At 52.1% G+C, this 22,422-nt stretch carries 19 protein-coding genes and 1 pseudogene; 12 read left to right on the forward strand and 8 right to left on the reverse strand.

Annotated elements, in window-relative coordinates; genetic code table 11:
- Nucleotides 1–310 precede the first annotated feature (310 nt).
- Together NSQ24_RS05085 and NSQ24_RS05090 are read left to right on the forward strand one after the other, a co-directional pair.
- A complete protein-coding gene (locus tag NSQ24_RS05085) occupies nucleotides 311–730 on the forward strand; it encodes a GNAT family acetyltransferase (RefSeq protein WP_003390968.1) in 420 nt (139 codons plus the stop codon).
- A gap of 246 nt (nucleotides 731–976) precedes the next feature.
- Nucleotides 977–1,807 (forward strand): protein-glutamine gamma-glutamyltransferase, encoded by an 831-nt coding sequence (locus NSQ24_RS05090; RefSeq protein ID WP_003390971.1) that lies wholly within the window; start codon nucleotides 977–979, stop codon nucleotides 1,805–1,807.
- 81 nt (nucleotides 1,808–1,888) lie between these two features.
- On the opposite strand, the gene solA is transcribed toward NSQ24_RS05090, so the two are convergent.
- The 3 genes from solA to NSQ24_RS05105 all read right to left on the reverse strand — a co-directional run bounded on the left by solA (nucleotide 1,889) and on the right by NSQ24_RS05105 (nucleotide 4,433).
- Nucleotides 1,889–3,019 carry an N-methyl-L-tryptophan oxidase gene (gene solA, locus NSQ24_RS05095; protein WP_003390975.1) on the reverse strand — a complete coding sequence of 377 codons (1,131 nt, stop codon included), beginning with the start codon at nucleotides 3,017–3,019 and terminating at the stop codon, nucleotides 1,889–1,891.
- A 263-nt stretch (nucleotides 3,020–3,282) separates the two neighbouring features.
- Nucleotides 3,283–4,167, reverse strand: a complete 885-nt coding sequence (locus NSQ24_RS05100) for an IS3 family transposase (protein WP_155808033.1) — start codon at nucleotides 4,165–4,167, stop codon at nucleotides 3,283–3,285.
- On the reverse strand, nucleotides 4,107–4,433 hold the full coding sequence (locus NSQ24_RS05105) for a helix-turn-helix domain-containing protein (RefSeq protein ID WP_024985204.1): 327 nt from the start codon (nucleotides 4,431–4,433) through the stop codon (nucleotides 4,107–4,109). Before NSQ24_RS05105 ends, NSQ24_RS05100 begins: the two co-directional genes overlap by 61 nt.
- Nucleotides 4,434–4,524: 91 nt before the next feature.
- Between NSQ24_RS05105 and NSQ24_RS05110 the strand changes: the two are divergent.
- The 6 genes and pseudogenes from NSQ24_RS05110 to NSQ24_RS05135 all read left to right on the forward strand — a co-directional run.
- Nucleotides 4,525–6,216: pseudogene (locus tag NSQ24_RS05110) on the forward strand (methyl-accepting chemotaxis protein); the annotation flags it as partial.
- 320 nt (nucleotides 6,217–6,536) lie between these two features.
- On the forward strand, nucleotides 6,537–7,319 hold the full coding sequence (locus NSQ24_RS05115; RefSeq protein WP_003390977.1) for an IucA/IucC family C-terminal-domain containing protein: 783 nt from the start codon (nucleotides 6,537–6,539) through the stop codon (nucleotides 7,317–7,319).
- Nucleotides 7,320–7,535: 216 nt separating this feature from the next.
- Complete coding sequence (locus NSQ24_RS05120; RefSeq protein ID WP_003390979.1) at nucleotides 7,536–8,267, forward strand: ZIP family metal transporter; 732 nt, start codon at nucleotides 7,536–7,538, stop codon at nucleotides 8,265–8,267.
- Nucleotides 8,268–8,381: 114 nt separating this feature from the next.
- Nucleotides 8,382–9,185 (forward strand): flagellar motor stator protein MotA, encoded by an 804-nt coding sequence (gene motA / locus NSQ24_RS05125; RefSeq protein WP_003390981.1) that lies wholly within the window; start codon nucleotides 8,382–8,384, stop codon nucleotides 9,183–9,185.
- Complete coding sequence (motB, locus tag NSQ24_RS05130) at nucleotides 9,178–9,996, forward strand: flagellar motor protein MotB (RefSeq protein ID WP_003390984.1); 819 nt, start codon at nucleotides 9,178–9,180, stop codon at nucleotides 9,994–9,996. Before motA ends, motB begins: the two co-directional genes overlap by 8 nt.
- Nucleotides 9,997–10,173: 177 nt before the next feature.
- Nucleotides 10,174–10,995 (forward strand): alpha/beta fold hydrolase, encoded by an 822-nt coding sequence (locus NSQ24_RS05135; RefSeq protein WP_051925403.1) that lies wholly within the window; start codon nucleotides 10,174–10,176, stop codon nucleotides 10,993–10,995.
- A 178-nt stretch (nucleotides 10,996–11,173) separates the two neighbouring features.
- On the opposite strand, the gene NSQ24_RS05140 is transcribed toward NSQ24_RS05135, so the two are convergent.
- From NSQ24_RS05140 to NSQ24_RS05155, 4 genes are all read right to left on the reverse strand, one after another.
- Nucleotides 11,174–12,112 carry a macrolide 2'-phosphotransferase gene (locus NSQ24_RS05140; protein ID WP_279041784.1) on the reverse strand — a complete coding sequence of 313 codons (939 nt, stop codon included), beginning with the start codon at nucleotides 12,110–12,112 and terminating at the stop codon, nucleotides 11,174–11,176.
- Nucleotides 12,113–13,072: 960 nt separating this feature from the next.
- Nucleotides 13,073–13,393 carry a hypothetical protein gene (locus tag NSQ24_RS05145; protein WP_024985389.1) on the reverse strand — a complete coding sequence of 107 codons (321 nt, stop codon included), beginning with the start codon at nucleotides 13,391–13,393 and terminating at the stop codon, nucleotides 13,073–13,075.
- Nucleotides 13,377–13,712, reverse strand: coding sequence for a VC0807 family protein (locus NSQ24_RS05150; protein WP_122958445.1), 336 nt, complete (start codon nucleotides 13,710–13,712; stop codon nucleotides 13,377–13,379). Before NSQ24_RS05150 ends, NSQ24_RS05145 begins: the two co-directional genes overlap by 17 nt.
- A gap of 94 nt (nucleotides 13,713–13,806) precedes the next feature.
- The gene (locus NSQ24_RS05155; RefSeq protein ID WP_003390993.1) at nucleotides 13,807–14,277 is read right to left on the reverse strand and encodes a low molecular weight protein-tyrosine-phosphatase; all 471 of its coding nucleotides are present in this window, start codon (nucleotides 14,275–14,277) and stop codon (nucleotides 13,807–13,809) included.
- A 94-nt stretch (nucleotides 14,278–14,371) separates the two neighbouring features.
- On the opposite strand from NSQ24_RS05155, the gene atoS reads away from it, so the two are divergent.
- From atoS to NSQ24_RS05170, 3 genes are all read left to right on the forward strand, one after another.
- Nucleotides 14,372–16,198 carry a two-component system sensor histidine kinase AtoS gene (atoS, locus tag NSQ24_RS05160; protein ID WP_031932119.1) on the forward strand — a complete coding sequence of 609 codons (1,827 nt, stop codon included), beginning with the start codon at nucleotides 14,372–14,374 and terminating at the stop codon, nucleotides 16,196–16,198.
- Nucleotides 16,195–17,622: a sigma 54-interacting transcriptional regulator gene (locus NSQ24_RS05165; RefSeq protein ID WP_003390996.1), complete on the forward strand. Its 1,428-nt coding sequence runs from the start codon at nucleotides 16,195–16,197 to the stop codon at nucleotides 17,620–17,622. The genes atoS and NSQ24_RS05165 overlap by 4 nt, the downstream gene beginning before the upstream one ends.
- A gap of 130 nt (nucleotides 17,623–17,752) precedes the next feature.
- Nucleotides 17,753–19,081 (forward strand): short-chain fatty acid transporter, encoded by a 1,329-nt coding sequence (locus NSQ24_RS05170; protein ID WP_003390998.1) that lies wholly within the window; start codon nucleotides 17,753–17,755, stop codon nucleotides 19,079–19,081.
- Between the two features lie 94 nt (nucleotides 19,082–19,175).
- Here NSQ24_RS05170 and NSQ24_RS05175 read toward each other — a convergent pair whose 3' ends face one another.
- Complete coding sequence (locus NSQ24_RS05175) at nucleotides 19,176–20,654, reverse strand: Lsa family ABC-F type ribosomal protection protein (protein ID WP_003391000.1); 1,479 nt, start codon at nucleotides 20,652–20,654, stop codon at nucleotides 19,176–19,178.
- A gap of 280 nt (nucleotides 20,655–20,934) precedes the next feature.
- Here NSQ24_RS05175 and NSQ24_RS05180 point away from each other — a divergent pair, with 280 nt between their 5' ends.
- A complete protein-coding gene (locus NSQ24_RS05180) occupies nucleotides 20,935–22,380 on the forward strand; it encodes an IS1182 family transposase (protein WP_024985259.1) in 1,446 nt (481 codons plus the stop codon).
- The last annotated feature ends 42 nt before the right edge of the window (nucleotides 22,381–22,422 follow it).

Genomic DNA, 22,422 nt, shown 5'->3' on the forward strand with positions numbered 1-22,422 from the left:
CACTATCTGCCCCATGAAGTTGTTTATTCAGGTCAGTAAAAAGCAGATGTCCGTCTTCCATTCTGTACAAGGTTGTATGGAATGAGGTGGTTGCCACAAAAGAACCGATGATGATCTCATCTCCGTCAAGCTTCCCTTCATAAACCGTACCATTGTGATCACCCGAGCCTTATTATGCCGCATCTACGATTAACCAAACGAGCGGAATAAAGTCTAAAGTCCCTTCTATTCCAAACCTTGGCCGATAAGCCGCCAAAATTTGTAGTATAATCATTCAATATTTCAAATCTTCCACCAAGGTGATGAGACGATGGACATTCGTTCTTTCCAGATGACAGACTATGAGGCGGTAGTAGAGCTATGGATGCGTGCAGGGCTGACCCTGTCGCCCTCCGACAGCCGGGAAGCGATCGAAAAAAAACTGCAGCGCGACCCGGAGCTGTTTCTGGTAGCCACCGAGCAAGACCAGTTAATCGGTGCCGTCATGGGTGCTTTCGACGGTCGCCGGGGATGGGTCTATCACCTGGCCGTCGATCCAGAATCCCAGGGCAAACAAATCGGACGCCTGCTTATGAACGAGCTGGAGGAGCGGATGAGGGCAGTCGGCTGCGATAAGATGAATTTATTGGTGGCGCAAGATAACGTGCGAGTCGGAGCGTTCTATCAAAAGCTAGGCTTCACCCGCGATGACGTATTTTTCATGGGAAAGTGGATCAATCGGCTGTCATAAACCTAGAAAACACCAAACGCTGTAGAGATGAAAAAGGGAGAAAACAGCGAAGGTCTTTGGGACACAATCCCAGGCAGGTCAGCCCCATGCGGTGTCCCACCGAACCTGAAGCGTTTTCTCCCTTTTTCATCTCCTCCACTGCAGCCGGAACTACGAACGTTTTTCCCAACGCCGAGCCAGAAAAGTGATAATCCCGCCCAGCCTGCATACAGTGTAGCAATGCGTCAGGAAGGGGGAATATCAGGCGTGATCAGTATCGCAGGAATGCCAGTCGACCCGGCGGCATTGGCCAGCGAATGGCGTTTGAACAGCGTCCAGCGCGAGACTGTCGACAGAATGGCTCGGGCGGGGGAAGTGTTTGACTATCCAAATGCCGAATTGCTCCGCTACGAGCTCAGACTGCGCAATCAAATTGTCGTTTCCTCCCTGCAGCTGTTCCGGAGCGGCCTGGCTTTTGCCACCTTTGAGGAGACGAGATGCAACGAAAGGTTTTGGGTGCGGACGGATTACGGAGGGTGCATGCTCCGGCCCGAGGTGCCTCCGTCCATCGCTATCGAAGACATTTTCCGAAACGGCCATGCCTATGCGTTTGAATGCGCGACCGCAATGGTCATTATTTTGTATCACGCAGTTTTGCAGACGATTCGCAGGGCAGATTTTGACCAATTGTTCAGAGGCATTTTGCTTTATGACTGGAGGTATGATCAGGATCTTCGGCTGACTACAGAGCAAACGCGCACCTTTTTGCCAGGGGATATTCTCTACTTTGAAAATCCCGAGTACCGGCTGGATGAGCCGGAGTGGCAGGGGGAAAATGCCGTCGACTTGGGCAATGGCAGATATTTTGGGCATGGGATCGGTGTCGAAACCGCGGAGGGGATCCTCCATCATCTGAACGGCAAGCGCAGACCCGGAGCGACGAGACGCGCCCAACTGCTGAGCCAGGCGACGCGGCCTGGTTTTGCATACCTGGCTGCTTTTGAGGATACCGGGGGAATCCGCTTCATGTCTGGAAGCACGGAGACAGAAGCCGGGAAAATCAGGGCGGAGATCGGGTCGGCAGTATGGGAGCTGTGATGAAAGCCGTTATGAAAGCCGTTATGAAAGCAGGCCGGTAGAGGTTTCGACTCTTCCCGGCCTGTTGTTGTTATGGGGCGCCTACCAGCGGCCGATGGCAAAACGGGACAGGTCATGGACCGCAGTTCCGCTGGTCAACAGCTGACTGGCAGCCTCTCCGACCGCGCTTGCAAACTTGAAGCCATGTCCGGAAAAACCGGCGGCAATGACGATGTGCGGGTACTCTGGATGCTTGTCGATGATGAAATCCTCGTCCGGAGTAAAGGTGTACAAGCATACCTTGCCTTGACGCAACGGCCCGGCTGCCTGCGGCATGAATTTTTCCAGAAACGAGCGGGTATCCGCTTCGTCGGAAGGACACGTCCCAAACGTGCGGTCGAGTTGATCGGGGTGCACCGGTTGGCCGCCGTCATGGCGCCCGATTTTGACACCAGCCCCGTCAAAGCTGGGGAAGCCGTAAAAGATCGAGTCCGGCAAATCAAAAATAAATGCGGGAAACCGGTCGGAACGGTACAGGCTCTCGTCTGCTTCAAACCAGGAGACCGTTTTTCGCGTAGGCGTCAGTGGCAGGGAAAGGCCGAGAGAAGTCAGTACATCCGGGTTCCATGCTCCGGCGCTGATCAGCAGCCTGTCGCAGGCGTAGGTGCCATGTTCGGTTGCGACCACCGCTCCATCCGGCGCCGCAGAAATTTCTTTTACCCGTTCGTTGACCAGAAGCTCTGCACCGTGGAGAAGCGCTTGCTGGCGATAGGCCCGGATGCAGTCTTCGCTGTAAAGGACACCGGAGGTAGGCTCGTAGCACCCGGTGAAATCGTCTGGCATGTGTATCCCCGGCCAACGCTTAGCTGCCTCTTTCGCGCTGAGAACCTCCAGCGGAAGCGAATAGCGCTCTGCACTCTTTTGCACATTTTGCACGAAGCGAGAGTCGCGAGGACCGCCGCTTAGTACGCCTGTCTGTACAAACAGGCGCTTTCCTGATGCCTCCTCCAGCTCCTTCCACAGCTCCATGGCCCGAATCGTCAATGGCACATACAGCTCGCCTTCTCCGTATGCATGACGGATGATGCGCGTGTCGCCGTGGTGGCTTCCCATCTGGTGCGGCGGGTCGCCGGCGTCGATCAGCAAGGTATGGACCCCTTGCCTGGCCAGGTAGTAGCCGGCTGCCATTCCCATGGAACCGGCCCCGACAATAATGACATCATAGTGTTTCACAGTGGCTTCCTCCTCTTCCCACAGTGCTGACTCATACTGTTTTTCAAACTATTATCCTACAGATGCATCGCGAGGTCGAGGCGGCATTGTTGGTACTTTCAGAAAGTTTTCTCCCTCTGGTTTCATTTGTAAAAAAATCGGGAAATACATAGCAAGCTAAACCAAAAAATTTAACCGAACGAAGCGGGTGGTTGCATGAAAATGACCATAGGGAAATAATGGTCAAGACCCCATTTAGTGGACAGTAAGAAAAAACCCGACCGTTAGACCGACAGCTGACGTCTGAATTCAACAGGCGTCAGCCTTTTTAATTTTCGTTGTGGTCGACTTTGGTTGTAGAATTGAATATATTCCTCAATTCGCCTTTGTGCCTCATCCACACTTCGGATATCATAAGGGTAGAGCCCTTCCGTTTTGAGATGCGAGAAGAAGCTCTCCATCGAGGCATTATCATAACAGTTGCCTCTCCGAGACATGCTGATTTGGGCGCCAACCTTCGGCAACATGTCGTGGTAAGCGTAGGACGTGTACTGGAATCCCTGATCGCTGTGAACGATCAGTCCAGTCACGTCTTTCGTCTTTTTAAAGGCTTTCTCAAAGGTCCGTAGGACCAACTGATTGTCGTTGCGAACTCCAATGTGGTAAGCCACAATCTCATTATTAAACAAATCCTTAATAGCAGACAGGTAGAGCCACGTATCCGCGACACGATACTGTGTGACATCGGTTACCCATTTTCGATTAGGTGCATCCGCTTTGAAATTCCGCTGCATCACATTCTCAGCGACTCGTCCACCTTCGGTTGAAGCATAGTGACCTCGATATTTGCGGCGTATTCGAGAACGGAGCTTCATTTCTTGCATCAGACGTAGTACCTTCTTATGGTTGACCCATACCCCGTGATCTCGTAAGAGAAACAGCTGGGTTTGTCGATACCCATATTTACCATCATACTTCTTATAAACTACTTTGATGAGGTCTTTCACGGGCTTGTCCCGGTCCGCTTGTTGCCGTTTCAAGTATGCATAGTATCCACTTCTTGAGACTCCAAACAGCTTGCAAAGTTCACTAGTCGTATACTCACCAGCTACTTGCTTGATCGCCTCATACTTATGGGCTGCACCTCCCGCATCCAGATTTTCAAACACTTTTTTAGCATCGAGTTCTCTCGTTTTAGCTTTTTAACATATCGATCTTGATCAACATATTCTTCACGTCTACCTCGTTGATCCATCAACCCAAATTCGCCTAACTGTTTATATTTTTTCATCCATACTTTAAGCCGGTGGCGGTCCGGAATCCCCAGATGCTCCATGATTCGACGGTATGTCCATCCTTCTTCGATATGCAGTCGTATGGCTTCCACCTTTAATTCGTGAGAATAACTTCTAAACGTTTGCCCCTTTTTCACCATAAAAAATGCACCCCTTAAATTTCATCGGATTTACCAGGGGTTTAATCCAATGTCCATTCTAAGGGGTGCACTTCAATAATTAAGCGGGGCTTTTTCGATCTTGCTTGTCATCATGATCCTTTCCGGTTTTTTGGCCGTATACAAAATGCACAAGCTGAACGAGAAGGTTTCGGAGTTTACCGACGGCTGGATGCCCGGTCTGCAGGCGGTGCTGGAAATAAATGCCGCACTCCAGACGATCTACGCCTACGATCAAAGCCTGTATGCCACAGTAAATGCGGCCGACAAAGAGAAAATCGTCAAACAAATCGAAGAGCAGTTTCTCTATGTGGAGGAAAAAACCAAGGATTACGAAAAGACGGTTCAAACCAGTGAAGATGCTGAAATTTTTGGGAACCTGCAAAGAACCCTTGAGGTTTATAAGACGTTCAATAATCGCATTGTCGAGTCCGGGAAGGAAATAGACGTGTCCACCGTGGCTACGCCGGAGGATTTGAAGCGGTTGGAAGAGCTACGCCTGCAAGCCGACATGCTGTTCAAGGAACGGCAGCAATACGTGGATGAATTAAAGAAACGAAACAGCGAGGGGGCCAATCAAGCGGTCGCGGAAAGCTATCAGCTTTATCGGGACGGCATGCGGGATACACTGCTCCTGCTTGTCATCTCGCTCGCTGGCGGGATTCTTCTGGCGATTGGTTTGACCAGAAATATCCGCAATCCGCTCGTTAAGCTGGTGGCAAACGTAAAAGAGGTGGCGTCTGGAAATTTGCGCGTGGAACCGTTGATCATCAAGAATCGGGACGAGTTTGCCAGCCTGACGCAGTCCTTTAATGAAATGACAGCCAGCTTGCAAACCTTGATCCGTCAGGTGAGCACGTCATCAGAGCAGGTGGCGGCGTCTGCCGAGGAGTTGACGGCAAGCGCGGAACAAACGAGCAAGGCGACAGAACAAATTGCCGTGACCGTTCAGGAGGTAGCAGCAGGAACGGACAGGCAGGTCAGGAGCGTCGATGAAGGCTCCAGAGTGGTTCGTGAAATGACAGCCAGCATCCAGCATATCGCGGCCAATGCGCAGAGTGCGTCTTCTACAGCTGTTCAGGTGGCGGAGCTGGCAGGCGAAGGAAATCAGGCTATTCAAGCCGCGGTACAGCAAATGAGCGCCATTCACGATTCCATACGCAATCTGACGGGGGCTGTAGAAGGACTGGGCAAACATTCCCAAGAGATCGGCCACATTATCGAAGTGATTACGGGAATTGCAGAACAGACCAATCTATTGGCATTGAATGCGGCGATTGAGGCGGCCCGGGCCGGTGAGCACGGAAGAGGCTTTGCCGTCGTAGCGGACGAGGTCCGCAAGCTCGCCGAGCAGTCTTCCCAGTCGGCCGCACAGATTGCCAAGTTGATCAATACGATTCAGGAGGAGACCGTGCGGGCAGTCGATTCCATGCAGGCGGGGAATCGGGAAGTGCAGTCCGGCATCGCGGCCGTTCATCAGGCAGGAGAAACCTTCGGACAAATCCAGTACTCGATCCAGGACGTCACCGAGCAGATCCAGGATGTCTCCGCCGCAGTTCAGCAGGTGTCAGCCCATACCGATCAGGTAGTCGAAGTGATCAGCTTGATCGCCGAAGGATCCGACGTCACGGCAGACGGCACGCAAAATGTCTCGGCCGCTACGGAAGAGCAGCTGGCTTCCATGGAGGAGATAGCCGCTTCGGCGACATCGCTGTCCAAGCTGGCGGAGGAGCTGCAGGATACTGTCTCCGCATTTAAAATATAGCGCCAGTCGTTGGTTGAAGAGCTGGATGGATGCAGATTGCTGCATAGAACGCGAATAGTTTGGTGAATAGTTTGGTGTAAGGCTGTAGGGCTGTAGGGCGGTAAGTCTCTACGGCCTTTTTCATGTAAATCCGGATGATAACAGCTTGTTTCAAAAAACAACAGAAGGCGGAGCCTTTGCAGACAGGTACAATCGGCAAGATCTTCAAGTTTTTTTCGCAAACACTTGTAACCGAGAAGACGGAGGCATATAATAAGTTGTAACTGATAATGAAAATCATTGATAACGGCATGAATTAACACAGTGGAAGGATGGAACCGATGGGGACCGATTGGAATACAGCCGTACTTGAGCAGAAATACCGCATCTCGTTTGCCGATGAGATCAATGCTCCGCTTGTCTTTTCAGCCGAAGGTCTGCTTCGAAAAGAGACAAGCATGATGTTTCTGCGGCAGGTAGGAGAACAGATCGGATCTCCCGGCAGCGTTGTGACGGCATCCCTCTTCTTTAAACGGTTCCTCGCTCTGATGACCGGCGCTCTGCATGCCATGTCCCATGATTCGGTGGGCTTGCAGCTTTCTCTTGCCAATGTTGTGTTAACAGGAGAAAAAAGCTGGAGCATTCCGCGATTTGTCCTGCTTGATCAATCCGTCAGCAGACCGGAAGACGGAAGCCGCGCACAGTGGCGGGAGCAGGTCGTCCGCGAACTGTTTGCGGGTACGATCCAGCCATTGATTGCGGCACTTTGTGCAGCTACTTCTGTTAAAGCCCATGTTCTGTGGGCCCACGCTTCGTACCTTGTGCATTTTTACTACAAGCGCTGGCAGGATGCGGCGGAGTCTGCAGAGCTCAAGAGGCAGATTGCCGACGACTATCACTACCTGACCAAAGCAGCCGATCCGTCCGTGTTTGGCCTGAAAAAAGGCCAGCCCCTCGACACTTCCTATACGATGATTCCCCATCCGTCGGGCAAGGGAGAGCCGATCCAGATCCGGCACCAATGCTGCTTCCAATACCGGCTGGAGGGCGGGCGATGCTGCTATACATGTCCGCACCTCAATGAAACCCAGCGCGTCGAGCAGATTCTCGCGCTCGGCCACTAAGCATTGCCACTACGATCATAAACAGTGCTGTCTGATGACGGCACTGTTTTTAGTTTTGTTCACTGATAGGTCCCCGACATGTATAAAATCGGGATTTCGTCGTATAAGTACAGGGATGGCAGTGCAGGACCTTGGCATATTTGCAAGTTTTTCCACGGACTTGTGCATCCGTGATATGATGTTGGAATCATCGTACTCGGCCCTGGGGGTATATTCATGGAACAACTGGTAGTGGGCAGTTTATTATCTGCATTGGCAACGGGAGCAGGCGCTCTTCCCATTCTTTTCTTTAAACAGGTTACCCATCGCTGGCGGGATATTTTATTGGCGTTTACAGCCGGAATCATGATGGCTGCTTCTACGTTCAGCCTGATCCCGCAGGCATTGGCAAATGAACGCTTGATCGTCGTCTGTCTCGGGGTGTTGACGGGAACCATCCTCTTGACGCTGCTTGAGAGCGTCATTCCGCACATCGATCTCGAACACACGCGGGCGAATATCTCGATGGACTCGCAGTCATTGCTCATTTTGTCGGCCATTACGCTGCATAACATTCCGGAGGGACTCTCCGTCGGCGTCAGTTATTCATCCGAACAGAGCGGCTTGGGCGGCCTGATCGCCTTTGCCATCGGCGTCCAGAATGCGCCGGAGGGCTTCCTCGTAGCCTTGTTTTTGATCAATCAGCGGGTCAGCCGCTTTAAAGCCTTTTTGCTCGCGACTCTGACGGGATCAGTCGAGATTGTGTCTTCGTTTGCCGGGTATTACCTGACGTCCTTCGTAGAGGGATTGGTGTCTTACGGACTGGCGTTTGCGGCCGGAGCGATGCTGTTTATCGTGTACAAGGAACTGATTCCCGAAAGCCACGGAGACGGCCATGAGCGCTCCGCTACCTTTTCCTTTATCGTCGGACTGCTCGTGATGATTTGCCTGATCAGATGGTTTGGATGAGGTTTTTCACAAAACTGTCCCGATTTTCCGCAACTTTCTCTCACAACCGACGGCAGAATTACCGAAACCATATATAGAGATATTTTTCGAACACGGTAGTTAGGGAGTGTCACAATGGAAAAATCGACCTTGCTCGGTATTGTATTAGGGATTATTGCAGTTGTCGTCGGGATGATCTTGAAACACGCGAGTCCGAGTGCCTTGCTGAATCCGGCAGCCTTCATGATTATTATCGTCGGTACGGTTGCGGCTCTGATGAACGCGTTTCCCCTTTCGGAAATCAAACGGATTCCTGCACTCTTCAAAATTTTGTTCACCGAACAGAAGCTGCCGTCCAAGCGGGAGCTGATCGACCAGTTTATGAACTGGGCTTCCATCGCTCGCCGCGAAGGCCTGCTGGCGCTGGAAAACACCTCGGACGAGATCGAGGACCCGTTTCTGAAAAACGGCATGAAAATGATCATCGACGGCGGAGAGCCGGAGTTTGTCCGGGACGTCTTGAATGAAGAGATTTACGCCATCGAAGAGCGGCACCAGTCCGGCGCACTGATCTTCAGCCAGGCGGGAAGCTACGCGCCGACGCTCGGGGTATTGGGTGCGGTAGTCGGCTTGATCGCCGCCCTGGGGAACCTGAGCGATATCGATGCTCTCGGCGTGTCGATTGCGGCGGCATTCGTGGCGACGCTGCTGGGGATTTTCACCGGGTACGTTTTGTGGCACCCGTTCGCGACCAAGCTGAAGCGCAAATCCAAGCGCGAGATCGAGATCAAAAAAATTATGGTGGAAGGACTCCTTTCCATTCAAGCGGGTGTTTCCCCTGCGGCTATCGAGCAGAAGCTCCTTGTCTACATTCCTTTGCAGGAACGTGCAGCAGTGAAGGAGGAGAAGAAGGAGGAGGAGGCCGCAGTAAATGGCTAAGCATTCCAAACGTCACGGCAATCATGAAGAGCACATGGATGAATCCTGGCTGATTCCTTACGCGGACCTGCTGACCTTGCTGCTGGCCCTGTTTATCGTATTGTTTGCCTCCAGCAAGATGGACGCGAAAAAATTCGACCAAATGGTTCGTTCCTTTGATGTGGCGCTGAATGGCGGGATCGGCGTGTTTAACCAGCCGAGCCCCGTGCCGCTCGACCCGTCGCTGCCCCAGCAGACCTTGCATATGGGCAAGGAGACGGATGACAAGGAAAAGACCGAGGAAGAAAAGAAGATGGAAGAGGCCATCCGCAAAGAGACGGAGGATCTGAAGAAGCTTCAGCAGCGCATGGAAGACTACATCAAGGCAAACAATCTGGGAGACAAGCTGCAGACTCAGCTGACGGACGAAGGCCTGCTGATTACGATTTTGGACAATGCCCTGTTCGATTCCGGAAAAGCAGACCTCAAGCCGGAGGCCCGCAAATTGGCCGCAGAGATGGCTTCCATGCTGGTGCCGCATCCGAAAAAGGTGACGGTTACCGGCCATACGGACAACGTTCCGATCCATCGTGCCGAATTTCCGTCCAACTGGGATCTCAGCGTGAAGCGCTCCGTCAACTTTTTGAAGGTCCTGCTCGAAAACAGCAATTTGGACCCGTCCAAGTTCAGCGCGACGGGGATGGGCGAGTACCATCCGGTGGCATCCAATGCGACACCGGAGGGAAGAGCGAAAAACAGGCGCGTAGAGGTGGCGATCCTGCGTGATCTGGCATCGCCGCCAAAGAGCAGCCCTCCGCCGGCGACCGAGTAGATGAAAACAAAAGACCAACTGGCTAAAGGACAGCGGTTTTTCGCCGCTGTTCTTTTTTCTTGAAGGGCTTGGCTGACCAGGCAGGAAGCCTTGACAATCAAAGAGGAAAAAGGAATAATACAGATGTATAACAAAGTAAATTAATCGGAATACTTTTAATAAAGAGGGGGAGTTCAGGTGAGATATGTAGAACGGTCGGTTCGGATTCCTTTTGACCAATATGAGCTGGCTGCCACTATTCATGAGCCTGAGCTGGTACGGAAAGACGACAGCCTTGCTGATACAACATTGTTGATATGTCACGGATTTGTGGGCAACCGGATTGGGGTGGACCGGCTCTTCGTCAAAGCGGCCCGCGATCTGGCAGTGTCTGGTCTGACAGTGGTCCGATTTGACTACGGCGGATGCGGGGAAAGCGAAGGAGATTACGGTGCCGGAGGACTGGAGCTTTTGGTCAGACAGACTCGTGAGGTGCTTGCTTATGTACGCTGCCGTGAGCAGGGCCGTGCTGCCCGCAGAGTTATTCTGCTGGGACACAGTTTGGGCGGAGCCGTTTCTGTCATTACGGCTTCATTGGAGCAGAACATCGACGGCTTGATCCTCTGGGCCCCTGTCCCGCGTCCGTTTGAGGATATTGTGCGGATTGTGGGCGAGCAAGGGTACGAGGAGGCTGTGCAATACGGCCGGACCGATCACCGGGGGTACTCCTTGCAGGAGACATTCTTCCAGTCGCTCCATGCCTACGACCCGTTGCAGCAAGCGGGTCAATTTGACGGCGATGTCCTGCTGCTTCACGGAAACAGGGACGAAGTCATCCCGCTGGACTCTCTCTTTCACTATGAACGCGAATTTCGTCTCCGCAAGAGCGGACACTGCGAGACGGAGATTATCGTACGGGGGGATCATACTTTTTCGGCGCAAGACGCCTACCAGCGGCTGGTCGGGAGAACGAGCAGCTGGCTGAGCGTATTTGCCGGAAGCGAAACCGTGGCGATATAAGCAAAGGGCCAGGGGTTTGGCTGAAGAGATTCTGCCTTGGCACAAAAGATTTTGGTACAAAAGAGGTTGACACAAAAGAGAAAGAGACAAAGATCGCAGGGAACGGTCTTTGTCTCTTTGTTTATAATCCTCTTTGTCTTCAGTACCAATCTGGAAAGAGCTTCTCTCTCGAGTGAGGTTACTCTTGTTTTTGTTCGAGCAGACCAAGCGCTCTCTGAGCCATCTCCATGTGTTCTTCTTTGCCCGTGTGCAAGGCGAACATGCCGATCAGCACCGGATAGGCGGCCCATTGCTCGGCGATATGCTCGCGCATGCGGGGCCACACTCGGCCGCCAAAAGCCTGGTACTGGTTCAACAAGACATCAAGTCCGCTTTCTCCAAACAGCGCGTAATAAATGGTGAAATCCGTTCCGGGGTTCGTTACTTCTGCTTCTGTCCAATCCAGAAGTCCCGTCACCTGATTACCCTCGTTTATCAGAATGTGCGGCGGGTGCAGGTCGCCATGAACCAGCACGGAATGCTGAGGCCAGTAGCTATCGTCAGCTATCCATCTTTGCCACCTGTCCCACAGCGTATCAGACACTCCGATCTTGCGCTTGATGTCATCCATATTTTTAGCGAAGGTCTCTCGTGCTTCGGCTGGACTCTTCACGCGGATACCGGCAGAAGCCGCCAGATCATGGTCAACCCCATGCAGGGTGGCGAGTGCCTGGGCCAGAGAGCTGACAAAAGCGGCGGGCAGCGGGTCGTGCTCCATTTTCCAAGCGTATCCATTGGACACCGGATCTACCGTTGCAGCGGGAGTTCCCTCCAGCAACGGATAGGCGATCAGCTCAGACGTGTATACACGCCAGTTAGGAACGGCAACAGCCAGATGACGTTGGAGTAGCTGCAGAACCTTGTATTCATTATCCGCTCTGTCCATTACGTCGGGCCGTCTTGGCTTGCGTAAAACCCAAGGCTTGCCGTCTTCATCGGTTACGAATGCGACTTGAAAGTCCATGCCGGACTCATTGATCTCTACGCGACTCGGATCAATCCGAAGACCGTTGTTTTTGGCGATACGCAGCATATCAGCGACAACTGTTTCATGATTTGTTGGTTGAATGGGGTTCATAAGGGCGAGTCCTCCTTTTATTTTGCTCTTGTCTGGCAGTAAAACTTGCTCTCTTGGCTGCCCGAGAACTGCGCCAAAACGAAAAAACACAGGCTGCTGCTGCCTGTGTTTGGGATAATCGGAAGGGATGGGACAGCTGCAGGAGGAGTCGCTTGTTTACGGAAAGCGAAAAACACTCCTGACGGCTGACTGATTGGCCGAGATCAAATGAAATGAACAGTAACCACCGACAAGTGCGGTATGTTGACAGGCACGATTCCTCTGACGTCCACACCATCCCTACTGCGATGCGAGGTGCAAAAAAGCGATGAGGACACGGCCTTCAAGACCAAAACCTGGAATTGTTCAATTATTCGATCATGCGTGTAGAAACAATGAGTACAAAGAGGAGGCTGCAAGGCCATCTCATTTTGCAACTTAGTTAGATTAGGTTACGAAAAATAGGCAGACCAATCCCGATTACCCTGCACACAGGCAGAGCCTTTGAGCACTATGATTTTTTAGTGGCGCAAAGTTCGCAAGCGGGAAAAATGGTCTAACACACGTAACCCTCCGTTCCTGTAAGATTGTTTAATTCTAACAGATTTTCGTTCCAGTTGCAATACTTGGAAAATGACGTCCATTATGTTCGTGCATAGGGAAAATATCATACAATTTTACTTGTGCATTGAGGAAGGCGGTGAGGTCATGTATGACAGGCTGACAGCTTGATCTCCTCGATGGAAGAGATGGAAAAGATCAAAAAAGGCCAGGAGCCCGTATTGGATCAATATATGCACTGCCGGTCCTGATATGATCGGGAGAAAGAAGCAGTACGCATTCCTTTTACTGACACAGGGTACAGATTTAATCCGTTACATGGAGGCATTTCGCAATCTGAAGCCGCTCGTAAATGTGATGTCTGGAGCTCAAGACCTGGACGTTGTTTTAGATGGTGTTTCAGAGGAAGAAATGACGGGGTTAGCCGCTGAAGTAGCCTTCCTTCTCCAGCCGTTCAGCCAATGGATAGATATGCTTGCGGAAAATGTATCCGTAAGCGGCCAAGATGATGCCGTAGGTCAGCCAGCTTCCGAGGGATAGCGCCGATAGGTACACGCCGTAGCCCTCGATGCCGAACCGGCTGATGAGCAGCGCCCGGATCCCGGCTTTGACAAAGACCGGTAGTCCCATAAGGAAGGTAAGCAACAAAAACCAGCGATATGCCTCCGGGTGTCGAAATAACCGCAGGCTGCTCTGAACGGGATAGCCCATGGAAGCAGCGACATCAACAGAAAAGAGCATAGCGGCGGGTTCTTTTTACTGCAATCGACAGAAAAAAGAACAGGCCGAGTGCTGCATCGGTGTATATATTGTTCCGCAGCAGCCATTCAGGGGAATCGGAAAGTAGGTCGAGGAAACGGGGGATAAGCAGTGTCGCGAGCAAAAAGACACCCGTAAACGTGAAGCGCCGGTCTTTGAACAGCACGTAAAGGCCATAGCAAAAGCCTGGCAGCCCTGACAAGAGAATCGCACTGTAGTCCCCGAGGACAGGCCTGCCGTAAGACCACACGAGGAGAGGCAGCGCCAGAAAAAAAGCAGCTTCCAAAAAGACTCTTTTCATCTGTAACACTCCACTCCCGAAAAACAGCCTTGAAGTTACAGGATTTACCACATGATTATAGACAAGAAGCGATACCTATGCCAAGTGAAATCTCTCATCTAGCCGGGGATTCGCTCTTTTTGATTTCCTCCAATAACCCCCGGCATCCAGCTTCCACTAGCTGATATACGTACTCAAACCGTCCGGTATAATACGGGTCCTCGACGTCTCTCTCCGGCAAGTGTGCGGCAAAGTCCATCAAGCGGTGGACGTGCACTCCTGGAGGGGCCATCCGCTTTAGAGCCGCCAGATTTTCTTCATCCATGCAGACGATGTAGTCAAAGGTGGAAAAGTCGTCTTGGGTGATCTGCCGAGCTTTCAGGCTTTCGTGGGCGATTCCTTTTCCGGACAAGACCTTGCGCGTACCGCTGTGGGGTGGCTCGCCTGCGTGCCAGCCCCCGATACCCGCCGAGTCGATGGAGATCTGGCTGCTCATCCCTTCCGACGCGACCATATGGCGAAAAACGGCTTCGGCCATCGGAGAGCGGCAGATGTTGCCCAGGCAAACAAATAGGACATGTGTCATGGCTGTTGCTCCTTTCCTTGCAAAACGTTCTCGAAACTTCTGTATGATAGAATACCATAGAGAGGGACAAAAAGAGAGGGACGGGAAGGTTATTGTGAAGTCATATGTGTACCGCATCCGCTTTATCGTGTCCGTCATCGCCGTTACCGTTCTGCCCATCATCGTGACAGGAGTTGTGCTGTTGAAAGCGGCGGAGCAGGCGCTCTTGCAGGAGAAGGAGAAAAAGCTGCTGGCGATCACAGAGCAGCTTGATTTTGCCCTGTCGCAAGATTTTGAAAACGTATTGCGTGAAGAGGGGCTGCAGAACGCCTCGCGCGAGCAGCAGATCGCAGCGCTGAACCGGAAGCTTGAGCAGCTAACCGATCAGATCGCAACCGCTCATCCGGGCATCGGTGTCGGCTATTATGCGAGGCGGCTGGACGCGATCATTACATACGGCCCCAGCCGGGAAATGGGCCAGCATGTGGGCATGCCCATCGCGCCGGATCATCCGGGAAGACAGGTGATGAGCCGGCGGTCAGCCGATGTTGTCGTCGGTCCGCAGGTGCGCGGCGAAATTATGAATGCGATGTATCCGATCGAACGGAACGGAGAGGTGATCGGCTACGCATGGGCAAATGAACTGATGCAAAGCATTGATATACAGCTCGCCGGAATGCGCCAAGGCATCTACTCCATCGTAGGGATTGGCTGTGTGATTGCAGCCGTAGCCAGCGGACTGATGATACACAGAGGCGAGATCATTTTGCAGGAAATCAAAGAAGGCTTGCGGCGGCTCAGTCTCGACCTTTCCTTTCGGATGAAACCGGCGAAGGGCGAACCGGGCGAGATATTCGAGGCGATCAACAAAATGGCAGGCGACCTGCAGGCGAGCCGCAGCCATACGGAAACGATCATTCACAGCATGGAGAGCGGTGTCATCGCACTGGACCACCGCGGCCGCGTCACGGCATGGAATGAAGCGGCGACCCGCATTACAGGGGTCAGTCTGGAACAGGCGATGGGCCGGGACTACGAGGATGTGTTTCGCGGAGAAGAGGAGATTTTGAAAGCGCTGTCCGATGCGCTTGGCGAGGGAAAAACGACACGGGATGCGGAATGGAGCCCTCGGGGCGCGGGCAGAGCCAGACTGTTCGTAAAAATCGGCACGTTTATCTGGAAGAGTCCGATGGAGCAGGTGCTTGGCGCGATCATTGTGATGGATGACCGAACCGAATGGAAACGGATGGAGTCGAGTCTGGCTCAGGCCAAAAGGCTGGCGGTGATCGGGGAGCTGGCGGCCAGCATTGCCCATGAAGTCCGCAACCCGCTCACCTCGATCAAGGCTTTTGCGCAAATCATCGAGGAGGAGCTGCCTGCCGGGCATGACAGTCGGGAATACACGGGGATCATCGTCGACGAGGTGGAACGGCTGAATCGGTTTGCCGATGAGCTGCTGCTCTTTTCCCGGCCCAATGAAGAGCATCATGTGCCCTCGCGTGTCGGAGAGGTGCTCGATCAGACGCTGCTGCTCATCGAGCGCCGCGCCGTCAGCCAAGGAGTCTTCTTGCAAAAGGTGTATCGGGATGCGCCTGCAACTGTTCTGGCTTCACCCGAGCTGCTCAAGCAGGTATTTCTCAATATTTTGATCAATGCCCTGCAAGCATTGAGGGACGGGGGACTGCTGCTGGTGGAGACAGAGGCAGTGGATGGACATGTTTGCATTCAGATCACCAACGAAGGACCGCCTATCGCGGAAGAGCATCTGTTGACCGTGTTTGAGCCGTTTTTTACGACCAAAAAGTCGGGAACCGGGCTCGGCCTTGCCATATCGCAACGGATCGTGCAGGCGTACGGCGGGCAAATTTTCGCCCGCAATGTGGACATGGGCGTGCAGTTCACTGTGGTGCTGCCCGCCAATAAGGAGGAGGCATTGCGATGAAAAAACGAGTGCTGCTGGTCGATGACGAAATCAATGTCCGAAAAGCGCTGACCACGGCGCTTCGGAAGGTGGGATATGAGACGAAAGAAGCATCCAGCGGAAGAGAAGCGCTGGAGCTTTTGAAAGACTTCCGCCCTGAAGTCATGCTGCTCGATTTGCGCATGCCGGAGCAGGACGGAATGGAGACTTTGCGGCGGCTCAGAGACATGCAGCAGATGGAAGACGCTTGTCCCAGCGTAGTGATGATGACGGCCTACGGCTCGGCCAAGGACGTGATGGAAGCGATCAAGCTGGGCGCATTCGACTACGTGCAAAAGCCGTTCGATCTTGGACGGGTCAAACAAGTAGTGGCACAGGCGCTCCGCCAGCGGGAAAGCGACCAGGCCAACCGGCTGAGCGAGGCATCTCTCGACGAGCCGTGGGAGGGCCCCGGTCTGGTCGGTCTCAGCCCGGCCATGCAAGAGGTATACAAACTGGTCGGACGGGTGAGTATGACAAAGTCGACGGTCCTGATCCAGGGCGAGAGCGGCACAGGAAAAGAGCTGATTGCCCGAGCGATTCACAGCAACAGTCCCCGGGCAGGAAAGCCGCTGATCGCCGTCAATTGCGGCGCGATTCCGGAAAATTTGCTGGAGAGCGAGCTGTTTGGGTACGAGCGCGGCGCTTTTACAGGAGCGACGGGGCAGAAGCCGGGCATGGTCGAGCTGGCGGATGGAGGGACGCTGTTTCTGGATGAGGTCGGCGAGCTCAGTCCAAGCCTGCAGGTAAAACTGCTCAGAGTGCTCCAGGAGCGCACCTTCGTCAGGCTGGGCGGCATAGAGCCGGTATCCGTAGATGTGAGAATTATTGCTGCGACCAATCGCGATTTGCAGGAGCGTATCCGCCAGGGGCTGTTTCGTGAGGATTTGTACTACCGGCTGAATGTCGTTCCGATCCACATGCCTCCGCTGCGGGAGCGAAAAGAAGATATACCGCTGCTTGCTGAGCACTTTTTAGCCAAATACGGGCGGGAGATGGGCAAGGGGCCGTGCTATCTGTCAAAGGCTGCGATGGAGTCGCTGCTGTCCTATCATTGGCCGGGCAATGTCCGCCAATTGGAGAATACGATTGAGCGGGCATTGGTCATCGCGGGCGGCTCCGCTATTTTGCCTGAGCACGTCGAGGGTCCTTTGCAGGAAACAGAAACGGCAGAGACGGGCAGGATGGGGAGCATGCTCCGTTGGGAGGATCGGACGATGCGGGAAATTATCCAGGAGGTAGAGCGGGAGGCGATTGTCAGAGCGCTGCAAAAGGAGGGGGGAAACAAGCTGCAAACGGCGAAACGGCTGGGGATTTCCAGACGGGCGCTGTTGTACAAGCTGGAGATGTACGGATTGAACGGGACAGACGGTGTGCAAAATGGAGGCGAAGTGCGCAAAAAGTAGCCAGTTCGATGTCAGATGCTTTATGAAAGCGCATACATGGCGTGGGGTTGGCTCTCTGAAAAGACTGGCACGCCAGTTGCATTCTCCTGACAAAGAAGTCATCAATCTTTTTTGGAGAGGAGAATGCCTTGTGTTTCAAGCGTTGACCAACGCCTCCGTCCGGATGGTGCAGCGTTATTTGCCTGACGCCTTTTTATTCGCGGTCATTCTTACTTTTCTCGTTTTTGTGGCAGGTATTGTCGTCAACGGAAAATCGCCTCTGGAAATGGTCAGCTTCTGGGGAGACGGCTTCTGGGGACTGCTCAGCTTCACCATGCAGATGGTGCTGATTCTGGTCACCGGACATACACTGGCCGAGACAGACATTTGCAAAAAGGGCCTGCGGGCAGTCGCTTCCATGGCCCAGACTCCGGGACGGGCGATTGTTCTCGTCACGCTGGTTTCCTGTATCGCCAACTGGATCAACTGGGGCTTCGGACTTGTCGTCAGCGCTCTGTTGGCCCGCGAGATCGCCAAGCGTGTGGAGAAAGTCGACTACCGCCTGCTGGTAGCCAGCGCATACGGCGGATTTGTCGTCTGGCATGGCGGCCTTGCCGGCTCGGTTCCGCTCACGGTAGCGACGGAAAAGCACAGCCTTCAGGATGTGATCGGCGTCATTCCTACGTCCGAAACGATGTTTTCCGCGATGAACCTGACCATTGTAATCGCGATCATGGTGATTTTGCCGCTGGTCAACCGACTGATGCTGCCAGCCGAGAAGGACAGAATCGTCTTCAAGGGCGCAGACCTGGGGCGTGAGGAAACGGCTGCCACTGCCGCTCCGGCAGCGGATGAAAACAGCCCGGCAGTAAAGATGGAGAACAGCCGCATCATTTCCTATCTGATTTCGGCCATCGGCTTTGTGTATCTGATCTCTTATTTTGTGGAAAAGGGCTTCAAGCTCAATCTCGACATCGTCAGCCTCGCCTTTTTGTTCCTGGGAATTTTCCTGCACGGGACGCCGCGCAAATTCCTCGATGCGATGGGAGAGGCGATCAAGACCACGACCGGGATTGTCGTGCAGTTTCCGTTTTACGCCGGCATTATCGGGATGATGACCGCTTCGGGACTGGCTGCAAGCATTTCCCAATGGTTCATCAGCATTTCGACTCCGACCACGTTCCCGCTCTTTACCTTCTGGAGCGCCGGTCTACTGAACGTGTTTATTCCTTCGGGCGGCGGCCAGTGGGCTGTACAAGGGCCGATCATGATGCCCGTAGCGACGGAGCTGGGCGTATCGCATGCCAAGGTAGCCATGGCCATCGCCTGGGGCGATGCATGGACCAACCTGATCCAGCCGTTCTGGGCGCTGCCCGTCCTCGCTCTGGCAGGACTCGGGGCAAGGGATATTATGGGTTATTGTCTGATGATGCTCTTCGTCACAGGAGCCATCATCAGCCTCGGATTTTTGCTATTCTAGTATCAACGTTTGAAAGAAAAATGCCGCAGGCGGCTGGAAGCTGAGCGATGCTCGTTTCCGCCGCCTGTTTTTTGAAGACAAGCCGTCTATTTGGTCAAAGTTCAATCGTCTTCGTCGCTATTGTTTTGCAAAATTCACTGTCGTGCTCCACAAACAGAATGGTGGGCGCGTATTCAAGCAGCAGCTCCTCGATTTGCATGCGGGAGATGACGTCGATAAAATTAAGCGGCTCATCCCAAATGTGCAAATGGACGTTCTCGGAAAGGCTTTTGGCGATCAGCACTTTCTTCTTTTGGCCGCCGCTGAAGGCTGCCATATCCTTTTCAAATTGATCCCGGGAAAAATCAAGCTTTCGCAGCAGGGATTTAAACAAGCTTTCGTCTATCCCGTTCATTCGGGCATAGTCCTTTAAATTGCCCTGCAAATGCGAGGTATCCTGGGAAACATAGGAGATTTTCAACTGGCTTCCCTTGTTGAACGTCCCCGTATAGTCGATGTTCTCGCCGCAAAGCAGTTTGAGAATGCTTGTTTTGCCGGAGCCGTTCTTGCCTGACAGGGCAATTCGCTCCCCTTGCTCAATCGTAAAGCTGACATCGCTGCACACCAGCTTTTTGCCATAGTATATCGAAACGTCTTTGAGCTCGGCAAGCTGGTTTTTATGATAGGGCAGCTGCGTTATTTTCAAGCTGTCTGCGGTCTCGATATTTTTCAGGAGCCTGCTCCTTTCCTCGATCGCAGCTTGCTGCCTCTGCTCAATTGCTTTTGAGCGTTTCATCATTTTGGCTGCCTTGTGGCCGATATACCCTTTATCCACCTTTGAACCGGAATTCCTAGTGCCGTTTTTCGTCTTTTCCACTTCATGGGACCAGATGCTCGTTCGTCTGGCGGCGTCGGACAAGCGCTTGATGTCTTTTTTCAGCTTTTCGTTTTCTGCAAGCTCAAAGTGATCCTGTCTCTTTTTATTTTCCCACCAATCGGAGAAGTTGCCTTTTTGAATATCGATGTTAGTCTTGTTGATGGAAAGGATGTGATCCACGCAGTTATCGAGAAATGCCCGGTCGTGGGACACCAGAATAAAACCGCTCTTTGTACCCAAATAGTCGCTGACCAGTTTTCTTGCAGCCATGTCCAGATGGTTGGTTGGTTCATCAATCAGCAAAAAGCTGTTTTCCTTGAGAAACAGAGCAGCCAATAGCACCTTCGTCTGTTCCCCGTTGGACAATGTGGCAAAGGGCCGGTACAATACATCCTCTGAAACCTGCAAAAGTGAAAGCTCGCGCATGAGCTGCCAGTTCTGATAGTCGGGAATCATCTCGTTGATGACATCGAGCGTATGATGTTCCTTGTTGTCGACGTGGAAAGGAAAGTATTCAAAGCTGACAGCGGCGGAAATGGTTCCGCTGTATTCATATTTTCCGAGCAGCAAGTTGAGAAAGGTCGTCTTGCCTCTGCCGTTTCTTCCCGTAAATCCCAATTTCCAATCGGTATCGATCTGGAAGCTTACGTTTTCAAATATGTGATCGAAGCTGCCGTCATGGGCAAACGTCAGGTTTGCCACTTTGATCAATGACATGAACATATCCCCCTGTATGGAAAATAGAAAAGCCGCAAGAAAGTTACCTTCTTGCAGCTCAAAAAACATACAGCAAATCCAACCCGCTTCGGAGTCGGATGAGGATATATGATTTGAGTGAAAAGATATCGTAACTTTCTTGCACATACGAAATAAAACATGCGAAACATGATTCGCTTCAGCCTGTAGACAAAGTTCCGTAAGGAACAGGGTCTGCAGGCTTTTTTGTTGAATATAGAACATGTTACGTTTTCAAAAGTTATTTTTTAGAGGTGGCATTATGCTTAATAAGCAAGAGGCCGAAGGGCGTTATCAGATATCTGCATTCTCGCTAGATGAGTTGGTGCCAGAAGATCATCTCGTAAGAAAAATTGAAAATGCAATCGACTTTTCGTTCATCTATGACTTGGTGGAAAGCCTCTACTGTCATGACAATGGCAGACCCAGTGTTGACCCTGTAGTCTTAGTTAAAATTGCTTTCATCCAATATATTTTTGGAATTCGTTCCATGCGACAAACGATTAAAGAGATCGAAACCAATGTTGCCTATCGGTGGTTTATTGGCTATGATTTCAGTCAGCCCATTCCCCATTTCACGACCCTAGGCAAGAACTATGTTCGCCGTTTTCGGGATACTCAACTCTTCGAGTCGATCTTCCTTCGAATATTGGAGGAGGCGGTTCATCATGGATTCGTGAAGCCTGATGTGCTTTTCATTGATGCTACGCATGTAAAAGCCAGTGCGAATAAGCATAAATACGTGAAAGAAATCGTTGAAGAACAAGCGAAGAAATATCAAGAGCTGCTGGACGAAGAAATCAATCAGGATCGTATTGCACATGGAAAGAAGCCCCTTGAAAAAAAGACAGAAACTTCGAAGAAGGAGGTGAAAGTCAGCACAACTGACCCGGATTGCGGATTGTTTGTAAAAGGGGAAAAGGAACGTGTATTTGCTTATAGTTTTCATACAGCATGTGATCGAAATGGATTTGTGCTTGGTGCCAAGGTAACGCCAGGCAATGTGCATGACAGTCAGGTTTTTGAGGATGTTTTGAATCAAGTGCGAAAGACGTTTGCACAGCCTCAAGCTGTGGCAGTGGACTCGGGATACAAGACGCCTTACATCAGTAAAACACTCCTTGATGACCAGATTCGCCCCGTTATGCCCTACACAAGACCACGCACCAAAGAAGGTTTTTTTAAAAAGCACGAATATGTGTATGATGAATATTTCGACTGCTACATCTGCCCGAACGAGCAAATCTTAACATATGAGACAACAAACAAGGATGGGTACCGTATCTATCGATCAAATTCTCAAGTTTGCCGAAGTTGTCCGTTCTTGAAACAATGCACGGAAAGTAAAGACTACACAAAGAGAGTGAGTCGCCACATCTGGGCTGATTACCTCGAAGAGGTAGACCACCTCCGGCATACCGAGGAAAACAAACAAATCTATAGCAAACGGAAAGAAACGATTGAACGTGTATTCGCTGATATGAAGGAAAAGCATGGCATGCGTTGGACGACCTTACGAGGACTGGAGAAGGTCACGATGCAGGCGATGCTTGTTTTCGCTGCCATGAACTTGAAAAAAATGGCGACCTGGCTATGGAAATCAGGTCGCCAAAAGGTGAACGATCAAAACACCTTCGGTATTTTCATCAAATTATTAAACAAACTCCCTCTGCTGTTCGTTCAGCGAGGGAGTTTGTCTGCAACCTGATGCGAAACATGATTCGCTTTATTGTTTTCATTTCATAAGCAA

Origin of the sequence: Brevibacillus sp. FSL L8-0520, from assembly GCF_037963895.1 — a bacterium.
Classification (GTDB): domain Bacteria; phylum Bacillota; class Bacilli; order Brevibacillales; family Brevibacillaceae; genus Brevibacillus; species Brevibacillus borstelensis.

Bases quoted from the DNA above. Each gene is read 5' to 3' on its own strand.
- NSQ24_RS05085 (WP_003390968.1), top strand. From the start codon at position 311: ATGGACATTCGTTCTTTCCAGATGACAGACTATGAGGCGGTAGTAGAG.
- NSQ24_RS05105 (WP_024985204.1), bottom strand. From the start codon at position 4,433: ATGGTGAAAAAGGGGCAAACGTTTAGAAGTTATTCTCACGAATTAAAG.
- NSQ24_RS05115 (WP_003390977.1), top strand. From the start codon at position 6,537: ATGGGGACCGATTGGAATACAGCCGTACTTGAGCAGAAATACCGCATC.
- NSQ24_RS05120 (WP_003390979.1), top strand. From the start codon at position 7,536: ATGGAACAACTGGTAGTGGGCAGTTTATTATCTGCATTGGCAACGGGA.
- motA (WP_003390981.1), top strand. From the start codon at position 8,382: ATGGAAAAATCGACCTTGCTCGGTATTGTATTAGGGATTATTGCAGTT.
- motB (WP_003390984.1), top strand. From the start codon at position 9,178: ATGGCTAAGCATTCCAAACGTCACGGCAATCATGAAGAGCACATGGAT.
- NSQ24_RS05140 (WP_279041784.1), bottom strand. From the start codon at position 12,112: ATGAACCCCATTCAACCAACAAATCATGAAACAGTTGTCGCTGATATG.
- NSQ24_RS05145 (WP_024985389.1), bottom strand. From the start codon at position 13,393: ATGCTCTTTTCTGTTGATGTCGCTGCTTCCATGGGCTATCCCGTTCAG.
- NSQ24_RS05150 (WP_122958445.1), bottom strand. From the start codon at position 13,712: ATGAAAAGAGTCTTTTTGGAAGCTGCTTTTTTTCTGGCGCTGCCTCTC.
- NSQ24_RS05155 (WP_003390993.1), bottom strand. From the start codon at position 14,277: ATGACACATGTCCTATTTGTTTGCCTGGGCAACATCTGCCGCTCTCCG.
- NSQ24_RS05165 (WP_003390996.1), top strand. From the start codon at position 16,195: ATGAAAAAACGAGTGCTGCTGGTCGATGACGAAATCAATGTCCGAAAA.
- NSQ24_RS05175 (WP_003391000.1), bottom strand. From the start codon at position 20,654: ATGTCATTGATCAAAGTGGCAAACCTGACGTTTGCCCATGACGGCAGC.
- NSQ24_RS05180 (WP_024985259.1), top strand. From the start codon at position 20,935: ATGCTTAATAAGCAAGAGGCCGAAGGGCGTTATCAGATATCTGCATTC.